This window comes from Mycobacterium sp. AT1, assembly GCF_002043095.1.
Lineage (GTDB): Bacteria > Actinomycetota > Actinomycetes > Mycobacteriales > Mycobacteriaceae > Mycobacterium.
Genome location: NZ_MVOC01000007.1, coordinates 62,129 through 76,935, shown reverse-complemented (window position 1 = coordinate 76,935; position 14,807 = coordinate 62,129). Strand labels below are relative to the sequence as shown.

Below are 14,807 nucleotides of genomic sequence, written 5' to 3'. Positions count from 1 at the left end.
AGTCAATGCACGATGGGTGCACCAGCGAAGACGCCATTGAAGATTTGCCGCAAGAGGACCGTCTGCGCCGTATTGGCGTCCGGTGTGGTGATCTCCTTGACGGCGTTGACCGGAGGGGTCGCCCCCGCCTTCGCCAAACCGGGCGACGAGACGTCGGCTCCCACCACGACGGTCGTGCCGGAGCCGCCGGCCGCCGCGTCCGAGGCCCCCGCGGAGAAGCCCGCCGAGAAGCCCGCAGAGAAGCCAACGGTCGCCGACATCCCGTCCCCCGTCGCGCCTGCGCCCGAGCCTGCGCCGGTCGTCGTGCCGACGGTGGAAGCACCGGCACCGGTCGTCGAACCGACCGCCGAGGCACCGAAGCAGACGCGAGCCCCCGAGCCCGTCGCGCCGGCATCCGAGCCCGAGCCCGCGGTGACCAGCGCTGCGCCGACACCGCAGCGTGAGGCACCCGTGACGTCGGCGACCAAGAGCCCGACGACGTCCACTCCCGTCACGACCAGCGCCGCGCCCTCACCGACGTCGTCGAGCCCGTCGGAGACCACGACCAGCTCGGCCGCGCCGAAGAGCGAATCCTCGACGTCCACCTCGAGCCCGGCCGAGTCGTCGACGGAGACCTCGACCGAGTCGTCGAGCGAGTCCTCGACGGAGTCCTCGTCGTCCGACGAGCCGAGGCGGTCCGAGGACACGTCGGAATCGTCCACGTCCGGCTCGCCCTCGTCGACGTCCGAGTCGGCTGGCACCAGCAGCGAGCGCGAATCCTCCTCGTCGAATTCGTCGAGCTCGTCGGCCGAGGCCTTCCCGAAGGTCATCGAAAAGGTCGCACCGCAGACGCTCGAGGCTCCCGAAGCCGACGTCCAGATCGCCAAGACCGCCAAGGTGGTCGAGGAGAAGCCCGCCGCGGCCGCTCCGCTCGACATCCAGAACGTCGCCCGCATCGTCGACCTGCCGAACCGCGACTTCAACCCGTTCAACGGGAACAACCGGTTCGACGACGACCAGGTGAGGCTCGCCGGCGGCTGGGACCGCAACGTGCGGCAGTGGCGGCCGGACTGGGTCGAGTACGACGAGTACTACCGCCCGGTGCTGAGCAACCCGTACCGCGATCCGGTGCGGATCGTCTACGTCTATCAGAATGCGCCGCGCGTGGCGTGGATCCCGCCGCTGGGCCGGATCGTCCTCGAGGTGGCCCAGTACGCCGCGTACAGCTTCACGGCCGTGGTCACCAACACGATCAACCAGGCCGTCAACGTGGCGGTGGGCAGCTTCTTCGGTGGCGGCTTCTTCCCGGGAGTCGGGCTGCCGCTGCCGCCGCCTCCGCCGGCGTTGGTGAACTTCGCCAACGTGCCCGTCCAGGTGCGCTATCCCGACGCCACCTATCAGCCCTTCCGGGTCGCGAAGATCGTCGACGTGGGGCCGGACCGGCAGTTCGGCGAGCAGAAGGTTCTTCTCGACGGTGTGACCCCGGCGTGGGGTGAATGGAAGCAAACGCCAACGGGCGAGCGCAGTTTCGAGGTGCACAAGACCCAGCAGTTCCCCGGTCTGGACGATCCGCGGCCGGGACCGTTGCCCGGGGACTACCAGCTGACGCTGGCCTCGGACGAGTCGCCGTCGGGGATGAACAAGCGCGACGTCTACCTGATCGCGGTGGCCGTGGCGTGCGGTGCGCTGAGCATCGGGGCGGTGGTGCTCGCGGTGTTCATGGGCCGCAGGCGGCGTCCGCAGCACTAGGCCCCAGACGAAGAATGGCCGCCGAGTCTTGCGACTCGGCGGCCATTCTCGACTCTGCGGTTACTGCGACGAAGTACGAGTACCGGTCGCAGTAGCCGCAGAGTCGAGACGCTAGGGGGTGACTGCCCAATTCCACACGGACATGTCGCCGCGGGGGTAGTTCATGCAGACGTCGGTGGCCTTGGCGACGACGCCCTTGTTGTTGAAGAACAGCTTGGCCCAGTTGCCCCAGTGCGTCGCCACGTTCTCGTAGTAGACGTTGGTGGCGGTGTCCTCGGAGTACTGGCGGCGGGCCACCGGGTCCAGCGAGAAGAACCAGTGGATGCGGTCGAAGGCCTGCTGCTGGACGTCGGCGGGGCGGTTGCTCCGGTCGATCATGTACCGCTCGAAGTACACCGGGCTGGTGTCGCGCGCGGCGGCCATGTACTGCTCGGTGTCGCAGGTGGTGATGATCATCCGGTGCGGGATCGGGAAGTCGTCGGTGGCGTCGGCGGACGCCGGCCCCGCCAACGTCGTCGCGGCGATGCCACACGAGGCGGCCGCGAGGGTGGTGCGGAGCGCGATCTTGCGCAGGCGCTTCATCATGTTTTCTCTCCTCAGACTGTTGGAGCGGGTTCGGATCGGGTGGTAACGCTGGGCCATGGTTCCGGCTTGGGTCGCTGCCGAACGTGGGTCGGCCACCAGAACCACTTGCCGAGCATCGCCGCGATGGCCGGCGTCATGAACGACCGGACCACCAGGGTGTCGAACAGCAAGCCGAGACCGATCGTCGTGCCGACCTGGCCGATGACGGTCAAACTGCTCACCGCCATGGACATCATGGTGAACGCGAACACCAGACCGGCCGAGGTGACCACGGAGCCGGTACCGCCCATCGATCTGATGATGCCCGTATTCAGGCCGGCGTGTATCTCTTCCTTGAATCGAGACACCAGCAGCAGGTTGTAGTCCGCGCCGACCGCCAACAAGATGATCACGGACATTGCCATCACCATCCAGTGCAGCTCGATGCCGAGGAAGTGCTGCCAGATGAGGACCGACAGACCGAAGGACGCGCCGAGGGACAGCACCACCGTGCCCACGATCACGGCGGACGCGATCACCGCCCTGGTGATGAGCAACATGATGATGAAGATCAGGGCCAGCGACGCGATACCGGCGATCAACAGGTCGTAGGTGTTGGCGTCGGACATGTCCTTGAACGTCGCCGCGGTGCCTGCGAGGTAGATCCTCGACCCCTCCAGCGGCGTGCCCTTGATGGCTTCCTTGGCCGCCTGCTTGATCGCGTCGATGTGCGAGATGCCCTCTTCGCTCATCGGGTCGCCCTCGTGGCTGATGATGAACCGCACCGAGTGGCCGTCGGGCGAAATGAAGTTCTTCATGCCCTTCTTGAACTCGGCGTTGTCGAAGATCTCCGGCGGCAGATAGAACGAGTCGTCGTTCTTCGACGCGTCGAACGCCTCGCCCATCGCGGACTGGTTCTCCTGCATCGCCGCCATCTGATCCGACATGCCCTTTTGGGTCTGGTACATCGTCAGCATCATGGTCTTCATCGACTTCATGGTCGCGAGCATCGGCGGCAGCGACGCCATCAGCTGCGGCATCAACCTGTCGAGCGCGTCGAGGTTGGTGACGAGGCCGCCCAGCTGGTCACTGAGTGCGTCGATGCCGTCCAAGGTGTCGAACACCGAACGCGTCGCCCAGCACAGCGGGATGTCGTAGCAGTGCGGCTCCCAGTACAGGTAGGAGCGGATCGGCCGGAAGAAGTCGTCGAAGTTCGCGATGTTGTCGCGCAGCTCGTTGGTCGTCGCGACCATGTCCTTGGTCTTCAGCGTCAAGTCGTGGGTGACGTCGTTGAGCTGCTTCATCAGGACCAGCATGTGCTCGAGGTTCTCGATCATGCCCTGCATCTCGTCGGCCTGCTTGAGCATGCTGGCGAACGAATCCTGTTGGTACTTCAGGTTCATCTGCTGCGTGGTGCCCTGCATGCTGATCTGGAACGGGATCGAGGTGTGCTCGATCGGCGTTCCCAGCGGCCGGGTGATCGCCTGGACCCGCCCGATGCCGGGGGTCTTGAAGACCGCCTTGGCGATCTTGTCCACGACCAGGAAGTCCGCCGAGTTCCGCAGGTCGTGATCACTCTCGATCATCAGCAGCTCGGGGTTGAGCCGCGCCTGGGAGAAGTGCCGGTCGGCTGCCGTGTAGCCCTCGTTGGCAGGCAGGTCGGGCGGGAGGTAGTTGCGGTCGTTGTAATTGGTCTTGTACCCCGGCAGCGTGAGCAGGCCGACCAGCGACAATGCGATCGTCGCGACCAGGATGGGACCCGGCCAGCGGACGACCATGGCGCCGATCTTGCGCCAGCCGCGGGTCTGCATCGCACGCTTGGGTTCGAGCAGGCCGAACCTGCTGGCGATGGTGACCACCGCGGGGCCAAGCGTCAGCGCGCACCCGACCACGATCATCATGCCGATCGCCAGGGGTACGCCGAGGGTCTGGAAGTAGGGGAGTCGGGTGAAGCTGAGGCAGAAGGTGGCACCCGCGATGGTCAGACCCGAGCCGAGCACGACGTGCGCCGTGCCGTTGAACATCGTGTAGTAGGCGTCTTCCTTGTCCTCGCCAAGACTTCGCGCTTCCTGATATCGGCCGAGCAGGAAGATCGCATAGTCCGTCGCCGCGGCTATCGCGAGGGTGACCAGCAGGTTGGTCGCGAAGGTCGAGAGGCCGATGATGTTGTGATAGCCGAGGAACGCCACGATTCCTCGCGCGGCGGCCAGCTCGAGGACCACCATCACCAGCGTTATCAGCACCGTGACGATGGATCGGTAGACGAGCAACAGCATGACGATGATGACGGTGAACGTCACGGCCTCGATCAGCCGGAGGCTCTTGTCGCTGGCGATGTTCTGGTCGGCGGACAGCGCCGCGGGGCCGGTGACGTAGGCCTTGATGCCGTCCGGTGGCTTGAGGTTGCCGACGATCTTCTGCACGGCCTCGACGGAGTCGTTGGCCAGCGCCTCGCCCTGGTTGCCCGCCAGGTAGACCTGGACGTACATGGCCTTGCCGTCGTTGCTTTGGGAGCCCGCCGCCGACAGTGGGTCGCTCCACATGTCGTTGACGTGTTCGACGTGCTTGGTGTCGGCTTCGAGGTCCTTGACCATGCCGTCGTAGAAGTCGTGCGCGGACTGGCCGAGCTTGTCCTGGCCCTCCAGCACGATCATGACGGAGCTGTTGGACTTGAATTCCTTGAACGTTTCGCCGACGTGCTTCATGGCGATGACCGATGGCGCGTCGTCCGGGCTCATCGACACCGACCGCAGCTTGCCGACCTCTTCGAGCTGGGGGACCAGCACGTTGCCAAGGGCGATGACGACGATCCAGCCGAGGATGATCGGCAGGGCGAAGGTGCGGATGAAGCGCGGGAGCCGGTGGCGGGTGGGGTTCACCGCGGGGCCCGACGACGTCGGGATGGCGTCCGTGGTCGGCTCGTTTTCGGCCGAGCGGTTGTGCGGCTCGGTCATGCGTTCTTCGCCAGGCAGAAGGTCTGGGCGTTCACGCCGTTCGTCGTCCTCTCGTCCTTGACCTCGTCGTCAACGGTGATCCGGCACGAGATGGAGCTACCGTCGCCCTGGGCCACCACGTTCGGGAGGACGGAGGGGGCGGTGGTGCTCAACGTCAGTGACCACGGAAGAGCGGCGCCGTCGATCCGAACTGGCTTGGAGTCCAGGTCGAGGTAGTTGATGTCGGCGTAGGAGCCGGTGCCGAAGATCTCGTACTTGACGACCTTGGGGTTGAACGGTTCGGCGTCGTCGGCGAAGTTCTTCGGGGTGACGAGAATGGGGTTCATCCCGAAGAAGGTGCGCACGCGATGAACGGTGAATCCGGCGATCACGATGACGATGACGATCACGATCGGAATCCACGCTCGACGTAAAACCTTGGTCATGACCCCTGCCCCGAACGTTTCTGAGATTGAAATGAGAGATTAGCCTATATAACTGTATGGTGGAGAATCGCGACGTGCGGTAAAACGTCACGCGCGCGTGAGGTGACGCACAACGGCTCGCCCGTGTGATCTGGCTAACTTGAAACATGCTGTGCTGCAACGTATTTGAGCTCAATGAATAGGATCCGGCTATGAAGACCCTGCTGCGTACTGGACTCGTTTCCGCCATTGCCGCGTGCTCGATGGCGTTGGCTGCGGTGGCGCCGGCGAGTGCCGATCCGGACACCGACTTCGCCAACGAATTGCACGTGTACGGGATCTACGGACCCAAGGACTACAACGCCTGGATCGGCAAGATCGAGTGCAAGCGGTTGCGCACGGGATTGGACGCCAATGCCGCCGAGGCGGCGGTGTTCTTGAAGACGAACCTTCCCCGCGGGACCTCGGAGCAGGCGATCTACCAGTTCATGTCGGCGGGGATCAACTACTACTGCCCCGATCAGCGGCCGGTGGTCGACAGCCTGGCGGGACAGCCGCAGGCCGCCAACCCTCCTGTCGGTGCACCGCTGCCCGCCGAGCAGGGCTGAGGACGCCCTACCCGGCCGGCGGCGGCCGCCAGTCGGCTATCCGCCGCCGGTGTTGATGTTCGACGACAACGTGATGAACTGGCCGTTCTTCCAGACGCCCCAACGGCCGCCCCACATGGACGTCCACACCACGGGCTCCCCGTTCCAGAATTCCGCCGTCTTCCGCGGTGCATTGGGAGGCGGCACCTCGCCCTGAGCAGGCACCGGCGGAGGCGGGTCGGCGATGGCGACGGCCGTGCCCAGGCCCAGCGCCGCCGAGGCCAGGCCGGCCGTCACCGCGAGGGCTGACAGCGTGGTTTTCATTGAGGTCATCGGCGTGGCTCCTGATCGCGGCGGTCGAATACTTAGTCGGCATAACCACGTTACGTCATCACCCAACTCTCGGTACACCACCGCCGCCACGACCCGTGACGTACATCACCCGACGGCTCGGGTATGGAAGCTCGCCGCCTGGCACTTGTAGCAGCCAGTAGCCACCTCAGCGAAGATGCGATGGCGCAGGCAGGGCAGGGGACGAGCTCATGACCACACCACAACTGGCACGTACGGCGGCGGTCGTCGCGAAGGCGGCGAAGACCGTGACGTTCGGCATCGCCGCCATGGGCGCCGTTGCCGTCGGCTCGATCGCCGGGCCCACCGCGACCGCGAACGCCACCGACGACTCCTGCGCCGCCGTCGAGGTGGTCTTTGCCCGCGGCACCTTCGAGGCCCCAGGCGTCGGTGCCACCGGGCAGGCCTTCGTCGACGCCCTCACCGCCCGGCTCCCCGGCAAGGCAGTCGACGTGTACGGCGTCAACTACCCGGCGTCGCTGAACTTCGGACAGGCCGTCGACGGAATCACCGACGCCAGCAACAGGATTCAGTCGGTTGCCGCGCAGTGCCCGGCCACCAAGATCGTGCTCGGCGGCTACTCCCAAGGTGCCGCGGTTGCCGGGTACACCACCTCCAGCGTCGTGCCCACCGGGTTCACCCTGCCACCGGGGCTTTCCGGTCCGATGCCTGCCTCGGTCGCGTCCCACGTCTCGGCCGTCGCCCTGTTCGGCACCCCCGACGACTGGTTCCTCGGACTGGCGGATCGCGACGCACCCCCGATCGTCATCGGTGACCAGTACACGGCGAAGACCATCCAGCTGTGTGCCACCGGTGACCCGGTGTGCTTCCCCGGAGGCCTGGACCGCTCCGCCCACAGCTCGTACAAGTCCAACGGAATGGCCGACCAGGCAGCCGATTTCGTCGCCGCTCGCCTCGGCGGGGCAGCTCCTGCGGCACCGATGGTCCAGGCCGCAGGCGAGGCTACGCCCGGCAGCTAGCGGCCACGCCCGGCTAGGATCCGGCTATGACGGCCCTGCTGCGTACCGGACTCGTTTCCGCCGTGGTCGGGGCTGCCGTAACCCTCGCCACTGCAGGCCAAGTCGCCGCGGCTCCGGCCGACGGGACGGCGTACGCGATCGGCAAGTGCTTCGCAGCCGGTGACGTGCCGGTGGTCCAGCCTTCCCGATTCGCCTACAACTGCGACGAGACCGGCGTCATGCAGGACATGACGTGGTCCTCCTGGGGTAGCGACGGAGCCCGCGGCACCGGCTTCGACAACGCCGTCGAATGCCAACCCAACTGCGCGCAGGGCACCCGACTGGTCAACCCGATCGTGGTGCACGCCTGGAACCCGACGACGCCGGGTTGCCCGCCGGGGGTGCAGTTCTTCGCCGACATGTCCATCGCCTACCCCAAGGCCGCGCCGCCGTGGATCAAGCCCGGCACCACGTGGGACACCGGCACCGACTTCGTGACGGTGGACGGCATGCCCGCAGTCCACTACTCCGGGCTGACGCCGAGCTGCTCCTGACCGTCAGATCTCGACGGTCACCGGCCGCACGTGCCAAATGTCGTCGCAGTACTGCGCGATCGCGCGGTCCGACGAGAACTTGCCACTGCGCGCGGTGTTGAGGATCGACATCCGTGACCAGGTGTCGCGGTCCTGCCACGCCGCGGCCACCTCGTCCTGACAGTTCACGTACGCGGCGTAGTCGGCCAGGACGAGGAACGGGTCGTCGTGGAGGAGGTTGTCCACCAGCGGCCGGAACACCTCGACGTCGCCGTGGGAGAACTGTCCCGAGGAGATCAGCCCGAGCACCGTCTTCAGCTCGTCGTTGCCGTCGACGTAGCTCGAAGGACGGTATCCGTCGCGCTTGACCGTCTCGACCTCGTCCTCGGTCAGGCCGAACAGGAAGAAGTTCTCCGGCCCGGCCTCCTCGCGGATCTCGACGTTCGCGCCGTCCAGCGTGCCGATGGTCAAGGCGCCGTTCATCATGAACTTCATGTTGCCGGTGCCCGACGCCTCCTTGCCTGCCGTCGAGATCTGCTCCGAGAGGTTCGCCGCCGGGTAGATGAGGTGCGCGTTCTGGACGTTGAAGTTGGGGACGAACACCACCTTCATGAACTTGTTGACGTCCGGGTCGTTGTTGACCGTCTCACCGACGGCGTTGATCAGCTTGATGATTCGCTTGGCCATGAAGTAACCCGGGGCGGCCTTGCCGCCGAACACGTATGCGCGCGGCGCGACCTCCAGCGTCGGATCCATCTTCAGCCGGAAGTACTGCCTGATGATGTGCAGGACCGACAGGTGCTGGCGCTTGTACTCGTGGATGCGTTTGACCTGGATGTCGAACATCCAGCTGGGGTCCAACTGCACGCCCGTCGCGGTCTGTAGGAAGTTGGACAGCCGAGCCTTGTTGGCCCGCTTGACCTCTCGCCACTGCTGACGGAACGCGGGGTCGTCCACGAAGCCCTCCAGTCCACGCAGCCGGTCGAGATCGGTCAACCAGCCGTCGCCGATGGTGCTGTCGAGCAGGCCACGCAGACCGGGGTTGGACAGGGCCAGGAAGCGCCGCGGCGTCACACCATTGGTCTTGTTGGAGAAGCGTTCCGGCCACAACTCGTAGAAGTCCTTGAGCACGCTGGCCTTCAGCAGGTCCGAGTGCAGGGCCGCGACACCGTTGATTGCGTGGCTGCCCACGGTGGCGAGGTACGCCATCTTCACGGTCTGGCCGCCGTCCTCACCGATGAGCGACATCCGGCGCACCCGCTCGACGTCGCCGGGGAACTTCGCCCTGACCTCGTCGAGGAAGCGGCTGTTGATCTCGTAGATGATCTCCAGATGCCGCGGCAGCGATTCGCCGAACAGGCCGAGCGACCACTTCTCCAAGGCCTCGGGAAGCAGAGTGTGGTTGGTGTAGCCGAACGTGGCCACCGTGATCGCCCAGGCTTCGTCCCAGCCGAGTCGACGTTCGTCGACCAGGATCCTCATCAGCTCGGCAACGCCGATGGACGGGTGAGTGTCGTTGAGCTGGATGGCGAATCGCTTCGGTAGCTCGTGCAGAGACACGTCGGCCAGGTCGTCCATGATGTGCACGATGTGCTGTAGCGAGCACGACACGAAGAAGTACTGCTGCAACAGCCGCAGCCGCTTGCCCGCCTCGGGCTCGTCGTTCGGATAGAGCACCTTGGTGACGGTCTCGGAGGTGACCTCCGACTCGACCGCCTTGTAGTAGTCGCCGGTGTTGAACGCGTCCAGCGCGAACGACTCGACCGCGCGGGCGCTCCACAGCGTCAGCACGTTGCAGGTGTGCACGCCGTAGCCCTGAATCGGCGTGTCGTACGCGACGCCCTTGATGACCTGCTTGGGCACCCAGCGGATCCGGTCGAAACCCGAGTCGTCGATGTAGTGCTCGGTGTGCCCGCCCCAGTTGACGGGGTAGTTCACGTCGGGTTTGGCGATCTCCCAAGGGTTTCCGTTCGCCAGCCAGTTGTCGGTCAGCTCGACCTGCCACCCGTCGGAGAACTCCTGCCGGAAGATGCCGAACTCGTAGCGGATGCCGTACCCGATGGCCGGACGCTCCAGGGTGGCCAGCGAGTCGAGGTAACACGCCGCCAACCGGCCGAGACCACCGTTGCCGAGACCCGGCTCGGGCTCGCAGGCGAGCACCTCGTCGTAGTCCTGGCCCAGCGAGGCCAGTGCCGTGCGGGCGGCGTCCTCGATCTCGAGGTTCAGCAGATTGTTTCCGAGCTGGGGTCCCATCAGGAACTCGGCCGACAGGTAGCAGGTGACCTTCGCGCCGCTGTCGAGCGACTGTTGGGTCGAGGCGACGCGGTTGTCCTGCATGCGGTCGCGGACCGCCAGGGCGAGCGCCCGGTAGTAGTGGTCGGGCCGCAGGGCGGCGGCCGGTCGCCCGATCGTGTAGCGAAGGTGATCGGTGATCGCCTCCCTCAGATCGGCGGCGTCCAATCCGGACCGGAGATGGGAGGCTTCTTCTGCTGCTGTACTCACGCTGTCGGTCACCGCGCGATTGTGGCAGCTACGCGTGCACGGCGCATTCGCAGTACCCGACGCGCAGGTGAACGCCCGGTGCTCAACCCGCGCCCTTGCCGTTGTCGACGCGGTACACCGCGCCGTGGACCGCCGCAGCGTCGTCGCTGGCCAGGAACGCGATGACCTTGGCAACGTCGGCGGTGTCCATGAACCCCCGCGGCGAGGCGATGCGCATGATCAGGTCCCAGTCGGCGTTCTCCGGCGCCTCGAATTCGGTGGCCTGGGCCGTCGGCATGCCGCCGGGACACACCACGTTGACGCGCAGCTTGTCCTTGGTGAACTCGACGGCCAGTGCCCGGGTGAGACCGACCAGCGCGTGCTTCGCGGCGCAGTACCCCGCGGAGTACACCTCGCCCTCGACCCCGGCGATGGAGGACACGTTGACGATGTTGCCGCCCACCTCCAGCAGGTGCGGCAGGGCGGCGCGGGACAAGTAGAACGGGCCGTTCAGGTTCACCGCCAAGTCACGATCCCAGTCCGCGTCGGACATCGTCGTCGTGTGGCGCATCTGGTGGAACCCCGCGACGTTGACCAGGACGTCGAGCCTGCCGAAGGCCGCGACGCAGTCGGCGACTGCCTGAGCGCACGCAGCGGGCGTGGTGATGTCCACCGACGAGAACTTGCCGTCGGGGACGTCGACGAACACTTCGGCCATCCGGTCGGCGTCGCGGGCGATCCCGAAGACCGTTGCGCCCCGCTCGGCGAACACGCGGGCCGTCGCGGCCCCCAAACCCGCCGACGCCCCGGTGATCAGCGCGACCTTGCCAGTCAGATCAGTCATGCTTGGACCCTCTCACGCCTCACCGCGTGCGCCGGCGCGCATCGGGCAAACCGCTGACTTCGGAGCGGTCGCGCTGCGATACTCGGGTCATGACGATCGCCCGGGTGTTCGCCGCTGCCGCAATTCTGTTCACCTCGACGCTCGGCTTTGCCGGTCCTGCCAGCGCAGACCAGGTGATGGAGGGCGTCTACAGCTACACCCAGGGTGACCTGAAGGCGGAATGGACGATCTACCCCAGCTGCGTCCCCACCGTCGGTGACCTGCGGGACAACCTGGAGCTTCCGGTGGCCTGCCGACTGCACGTCTCGCCGAACACGCCGAGGGTCAGCGGCGGCGACGCCCGCCTGACCGGCGGGCAGTGGGCGTTCTCCACCAACATCAAGGAGGGGTTCCCGTGCCCGGACGGGGGCTGGGCGCCCGTCGTGGAGACCTACAAGTTCGACGACCTGACGATGGCCGGTACGCGTTCGGTGGCCAACAGTGCGGCGTGCAACGGTCAGGTCGGCCCGAAGATCGTCGTCTCGCCGTTCACCATGGCGTTCGCGCGGCCGCTGCCCATCCCGGTCGACCGGTATCCGCTGTATTGCGACCCGGCCGGCCTGAAGCGGTGCCGCTGACATGAGCAAGCGAATCGTGGTGTGGGGCACCGGTTTCGTTGGCAGGATGGTGATCGCCGAGATCGTGAAGCACCCGTCGTTCGACCTCGTCGGCGTCGGTGTCAGCAATCCCGAGAAGGTCGGCCGCGACGTCGGCGAGATCTGCGGACTCGGCGCCCCGATCGGCCTCACCGCCACCGACGACGTCGACGCACTCATCGCGCTCAAGCCCGACGCGGTGGTCCACTACGGCCCGACGGCCGCGCACGCCGACGACAACATCGCGCTCATCACGCGGTTTCTCCGGGCCGGGGTCGACGTTTGTTCGACGTCGATGACGCCGTGGGTGTGGCCCAAGATGCACCTGAACCCGCCGAACTGGATCCAGCCGATCACCGACGCCTGCGAGGAGGGCCGGTCGTCGTGCTTCACCACCGGCATCGACCCGGGTTTCGCCAACGACCTCTTCCCGATGACGTTGATGGGACTGTGCTCGGAGATCCGCACGGTCCGGGCGTCGGAGCTGCTCGACTACACCAACTACGAAGGTGACTACGAGTTCGAGATGGGCATCGGGCGGCCGCCCGAGCACCGGCCGCTTCTCGAAACGCCGGACATCCTGGTCTTCGCTTGGGGCGCAACGGTTCCGATGATCGCCCACGCGGCAGGCATCCAACTCGACGAGATCACCACCACCTGGGACAAGTGGGTGACGCCCGACGAGCGCAAGACCGTCAAGGGCGTCATCGCGCCAGGCAACGTCGCCGCCGTCCGCTTCACCATCAACGGAATATTCAACGGCGAGACGCGAATTCAGCTCGAGCACGTCAACCGGATCGGGCAGGACGCCGCCCCGGACTGGCCGTCGGGCAGCGACAACGACGTCTACCGGGTCGACATCGAGGGCACCCCGAGCATCTTCCAGGAGACGGCCTTCCGGTTCACCGACGGGTCCGGACGCGACGCCGCAGCCGCGGGCTGTCTCGCCACCGGCCTGCGCGCGCTCAACGCGGTGCCCGCCGTCAACGACCTGCCGCCGGGCTGGGTGACCCCACTGGATTTACCTCTCATAGCTGGAGCTGGCACGATTCGATGACGTGGCAGACGGAATAGGGCTCTCGATCGGCGCCACCGCTTTGCGGGCGGTGGCAATAGGCCGGTCGGCGGTGACCCGATCGCCGGTCCTGACGCGCTATCCCCACCGGCCCGCGGAAGTGGGCGTACCCAGCGAGAACCCCAACCTCACCGAGCGCGGACTGATCATCACCGACTTCGTCGACCGCATCGGCGACCCCGTGCCCATCGTGGCGCCCGACGGCTCCTCGCACCGAGCCGAGAGCCTCCTCGCCGAGGCATTGCGGTCGCTGCTGGCCGCGCTGACGGGCGGCCGGCCGCCCACCGAACCGGTCGGGGTCACCCACCCGGCGCACTGGCGACCGGCTGCCGTCGAGGCGCTGCGCCGTGAGCTGGACGGCATGACGCTCGGCTCCGACGCCGTCGCGGCACTCACCGCCCTTCGGGACGACCCCGGCGTGCCGAGCCGAGGCGTCATCGCGCTCTGCGACGTCGGGGGAACGGGCACCAGCATCACCCTGGCCGACGCCGCCAACGGGTTCGCCCCGATCGGGCCCACCGTCCGACACCCCGACTTCTCCGGTGACCTCGTCGACCAGGCCCTGCTGACGCGGATCGTCGGTGACCTCGCGGCGTCGGGATCGGTCGACCTGTCGTCGACCTCGGCGATCGGGAACCTCAACAGGCTGCGTGGTCAATGCCGCGCGGCCAAGGAACGCCTGTCGACGTCGGCGAGCGCGTCGGTGACCGTGGACCTGCCCGGTCGGCAGTCCGAGGTGAGGATCACCCGCGCCGAACTCGACGAAGCGGTCCGCGAACCGCTGGCCGGATTGTTGGACGCCGTGCAGGACACGTTGCAGCGCAGCGGAATACGGCCGGGCGACCTGGCCGCGGTGGCCACCGCCGGCGGCGGTGCGCTGATTCCCGTCCTCGTCACGTCGCTCTCCGAACATCTCCGGGTTCCGGTCGTCACGTCGGCTCGGCCCGAGTTGTCCGCCGCGATCGGCGGCGGACTCTCAGCGGCGCGCGGTCTGGTGCCCGACGGCGCGACCGCGATGGCCCCCATCGCCCCCATTGCGCCGCTCCCGCCCGTCGACCAGAGCGCACCCGCGTCGTCGACGTTCCGGGCCTTGGCCTGGTCGGACGCCGAACACATCCCCGAACCCGAGCCGCCGAGCCAGGAACCCGACGTCGAATACTCCGACCCCCGGCCACCGATCGCATTCGTCGACGACGAAGACGACGCGGCCGAGACTCCGACGCCGTGGTACCGCACGCCCGCCGGGATCATCGCCGCGGCTGCGGTCGCGGTGCTGCTTGCCGTCGGTACCGCCGGCTACCTCCTGCTGCGAGACGACGAATCGCCGGTGTCCACGCCGGCCACGACGACCACTCAAGCTCCGTCGCCGTCGCCCGAGGTCAGCCCGCCGCCCTCTGAAGTGTCGTCGGAGCCGCCCGCGCCGGAACAGACCGTCGTCCAGCAGGCGCCCCCGCCGCCAGCGGTGACGGTGACGCAGGAGGCTCCGCCCCCCTCCGAGACGCCACCGCCACCGCCGGCGACCACCGAGACCCCGTCGCCGACCACCACCACCGAGGCGCCGCCGCCGACGACCACTCAGCCACCCCCGCCGTCGACCACGCAGCCGCCGGTCATCCCGACGCTGCCCTACGAGACCATCCCCGGTCTGCCATTCGTTCCGTCGCCGTTCCAACCGCAGCAGCCCTAGGCTCG

14 protein-coding genes are annotated in these 14,807 nt (G+C 67.0%); 7 read left to right on the top strand and 7 right to left on the bottom strand.

The features are described from left to right. Positions 1 to 2: 2 nt before the first annotated feature. A complete protein-coding gene (locus B1790_RS35180) occupies positions 3 to 809 on the bottom strand; it encodes a hypothetical protein (RefSeq protein WP_233164913.1) in 807 nt (268 codons plus the stop codon). A gap of 67 nt (positions 810 to 876) precedes the next feature. Between B1790_RS35180 and B1790_RS35175 the strand changes: the two genes are divergently transcribed. Then, positions 877 to 1,728 (top strand): hypothetical protein, encoded by an 852-nt coding sequence (locus tag B1790_RS35175; protein ID WP_233164912.1) that lies wholly within the window; start codon positions 877 to 879, stop codon positions 1,726 to 1,728. A 111-nt stretch (positions 1,729 to 1,839) separates the two neighbouring features. Here B1790_RS35175 and B1790_RS03520 read toward each other — a convergent pair whose 3' ends face one another. From B1790_RS03520 to B1790_RS03510, 3 genes are read right to left on the bottom strand one after another with little or no spacing between them, the layout of a single operon-like run. Further along, a complete protein-coding gene (locus B1790_RS03520; protein ID WP_142271017.1) occupies positions 1,840 to 2,310 on the bottom strand; it encodes a DUF5078 domain-containing protein in 471 nt (156 codons plus the stop codon). A gap of 14 nt (positions 2,311 to 2,324) precedes the next feature. Further along, positions 2,325 to 5,246, bottom strand: a complete 2,922-nt coding sequence (locus tag B1790_RS03515) for an RND family transporter (RefSeq protein ID WP_079921820.1) — start codon at positions 5,244 to 5,246, stop codon at positions 2,325 to 2,327. Further along, the gene (locus B1790_RS03510; protein WP_079921819.1) at positions 5,243 to 5,671 is read right to left on the bottom strand and encodes an MmpS family transport accessory protein; all 429 of its coding nucleotides are present in this window, start codon (positions 5,669 to 5,671) and stop codon (positions 5,243 to 5,245) included. Before B1790_RS03510 ends, B1790_RS03515 begins: the two co-directional genes overlap by 4 nt. Positions 5,672 to 5,862: 191 nt before the next feature. Between B1790_RS03510 and B1790_RS03505 the strand changes: the two genes are divergently transcribed. Beyond that, positions 5,863 to 6,258 (top strand): DUF732 domain-containing protein, encoded by a 396-nt coding sequence (locus B1790_RS03505; RefSeq protein WP_142271009.1) that lies wholly within the window; start codon positions 5,863 to 5,865, stop codon positions 6,256 to 6,258. A gap of 36 nt (positions 6,259 to 6,294) precedes the next feature. On the opposite strand, the gene B1790_RS03500 is transcribed toward B1790_RS03505, so the two are convergent. Continuing rightward, on the bottom strand, positions 6,295 to 6,570 hold the full coding sequence (locus B1790_RS03500; protein ID WP_198951903.1) for a hypothetical protein: 276 nt from the start codon (positions 6,568 to 6,570) through the stop codon (positions 6,295 to 6,297). 209 nt (positions 6,571 to 6,779) lie between these two features. Between B1790_RS03500 and B1790_RS03495 the strand changes: the two genes are divergently transcribed. Both B1790_RS03495 and B1790_RS03490 read left to right on the top strand, forming a co-directional pair. Continuing rightward, positions 6,780 to 7,568: a cutinase family protein gene (locus B1790_RS03495; protein ID WP_079921817.1), complete on the top strand. Its 789-nt coding sequence runs from the start codon at positions 6,780 to 6,782 to the stop codon at positions 7,566 to 7,568. 26 nt (positions 7,569 to 7,594) lie between these two features. Then, positions 7,595 to 8,101: a hypothetical protein gene (locus B1790_RS03490; protein ID WP_079921816.1), complete on the top strand. Its 507-nt coding sequence runs from the start codon at positions 7,595 to 7,597 to the stop codon at positions 8,099 to 8,101. A gap of 3 nt (positions 8,102 to 8,104) precedes the next feature. Here B1790_RS03490 and B1790_RS03485 read toward each other — a convergent pair whose 3' ends face one another. Beyond that, positions 8,105 to 10,594 carry a glycogen/starch/alpha-glucan phosphorylase gene (locus B1790_RS03485; protein ID WP_079921815.1) on the bottom strand — a complete coding sequence of 830 codons (2,490 nt, stop codon included), beginning with the start codon at positions 10,592 to 10,594 and terminating at the stop codon, positions 8,105 to 8,107. Between the two features lie 70 nt (positions 10,595 to 10,664). Next, positions 10,665 to 11,405: an SDR family NAD(P)-dependent oxidoreductase gene (locus B1790_RS03480; RefSeq protein WP_079921814.1), complete on the bottom strand. Its 741-nt coding sequence runs from the start codon at positions 11,403 to 11,405 to the stop codon at positions 10,665 to 10,667. An 89-nt stretch (positions 11,406 to 11,494) separates the two neighbouring features. Here B1790_RS03480 and B1790_RS03475 point away from each other — a divergent pair, with 89 nt between their 5' ends. Genes B1790_RS03475 through B1790_RS03465 form a run of 3 tightly spaced genes read left to right on the top strand, consistent with a single transcriptional unit; the run spans position 11,495 to position 14,802 of the window. After that, positions 11,495 to 12,022 carry a hypothetical protein gene (locus tag B1790_RS03475; protein WP_079921813.1) on the top strand — a complete coding sequence of 176 codons (528 nt, stop codon included), beginning with the start codon at positions 11,495 to 11,497 and terminating at the stop codon, positions 12,020 to 12,022. A gap of 1 nt (position 12,023) precedes the next feature. Further along, positions 12,024 to 13,097 (top strand): dihydrodipicolinate reductase, encoded by a 1,074-nt coding sequence (locus B1790_RS03470; RefSeq protein ID WP_079921812.1) that lies wholly within the window; start codon positions 12,024 to 12,026, stop codon positions 13,095 to 13,097. Position 13,098: 1 nt separating this feature from the next. Next, positions 13,099 to 14,802 (top strand): Hsp70 family protein, encoded by a 1,704-nt coding sequence (locus B1790_RS03465; RefSeq protein WP_079921811.1) that lies wholly within the window; start codon positions 13,099 to 13,101, stop codon positions 14,800 to 14,802. The last annotated feature ends 5 nt before the right edge of the window (positions 14,803 to 14,807 follow it).

What these genes read in the sequence shown, in the direction of transcription:
- B1790_RS03475 (WP_079921813.1), top strand. Translation starts at nt 11,495, where the DNA reads ATGACGATCGCCCGGGTGTTCGCCGCTGCCGCAATTCTGTTCACCTCG.
- B1790_RS03510 (WP_079921819.1), bottom strand. Translation starts at nt 5,671, where the DNA reads ATGACCAAGGTTTTACGTCGAGCGTGGATTCCGATCGTGATCGTCATC.
- B1790_RS03480 (WP_079921814.1), bottom strand. Translation starts at nt 11,405, where the DNA reads ATGACTGATCTGACTGGCAAGGTCGCGCTGATCACCGGGGCGTCGGCG.
- B1790_RS03490 (WP_079921816.1), top strand. Translation starts at nt 7,595, where the DNA reads ATGACGGCCCTGCTGCGTACCGGACTCGTTTCCGCCGTGGTCGGGGCT.
- B1790_RS03495 (WP_079921817.1), top strand. Translation starts at nt 6,780, where the DNA reads ATGACCACACCACAACTGGCACGTACGGCGGCGGTCGTCGCGAAGGCG.
- B1790_RS03520 (WP_142271017.1), bottom strand. Translation starts at nt 2,310, where the DNA reads ATGAAGCGCCTGCGCAAGATCGCGCTCCGCACCACCCTCGCGGCCGCC.
- B1790_RS03470 (WP_079921812.1), top strand. Translation starts at nt 12,024, where the DNA reads ATGAGCAAGCGAATCGTGGTGTGGGGCACCGGTTTCGTTGGCAGGATG.
- B1790_RS03515 (WP_079921820.1), bottom strand. Translation starts at nt 5,246, where the DNA reads ATGACCGAGCCGCACAACCGCTCGGCCGAAAACGAGCCGACCACGGAC.
- B1790_RS35180 (WP_233164913.1), bottom strand. Translation starts at nt 809, where the DNA reads ATGACCTTCGGGAAGGCCTCGGCCGACGAGCTCGACGAATTCGACGAG.
- B1790_RS03500 (WP_198951903.1), bottom strand. Translation starts at nt 6,570, where the DNA reads ATGACCTCAATGAAAACCACGCTGTCAGCCCTCGCGGTGACGGCCGGC.
- B1790_RS03505 (WP_142271009.1), top strand. Translation starts at nt 5,863, where the DNA reads ATGAAGACCCTGCTGCGTACTGGACTCGTTTCCGCCATTGCCGCGTGC.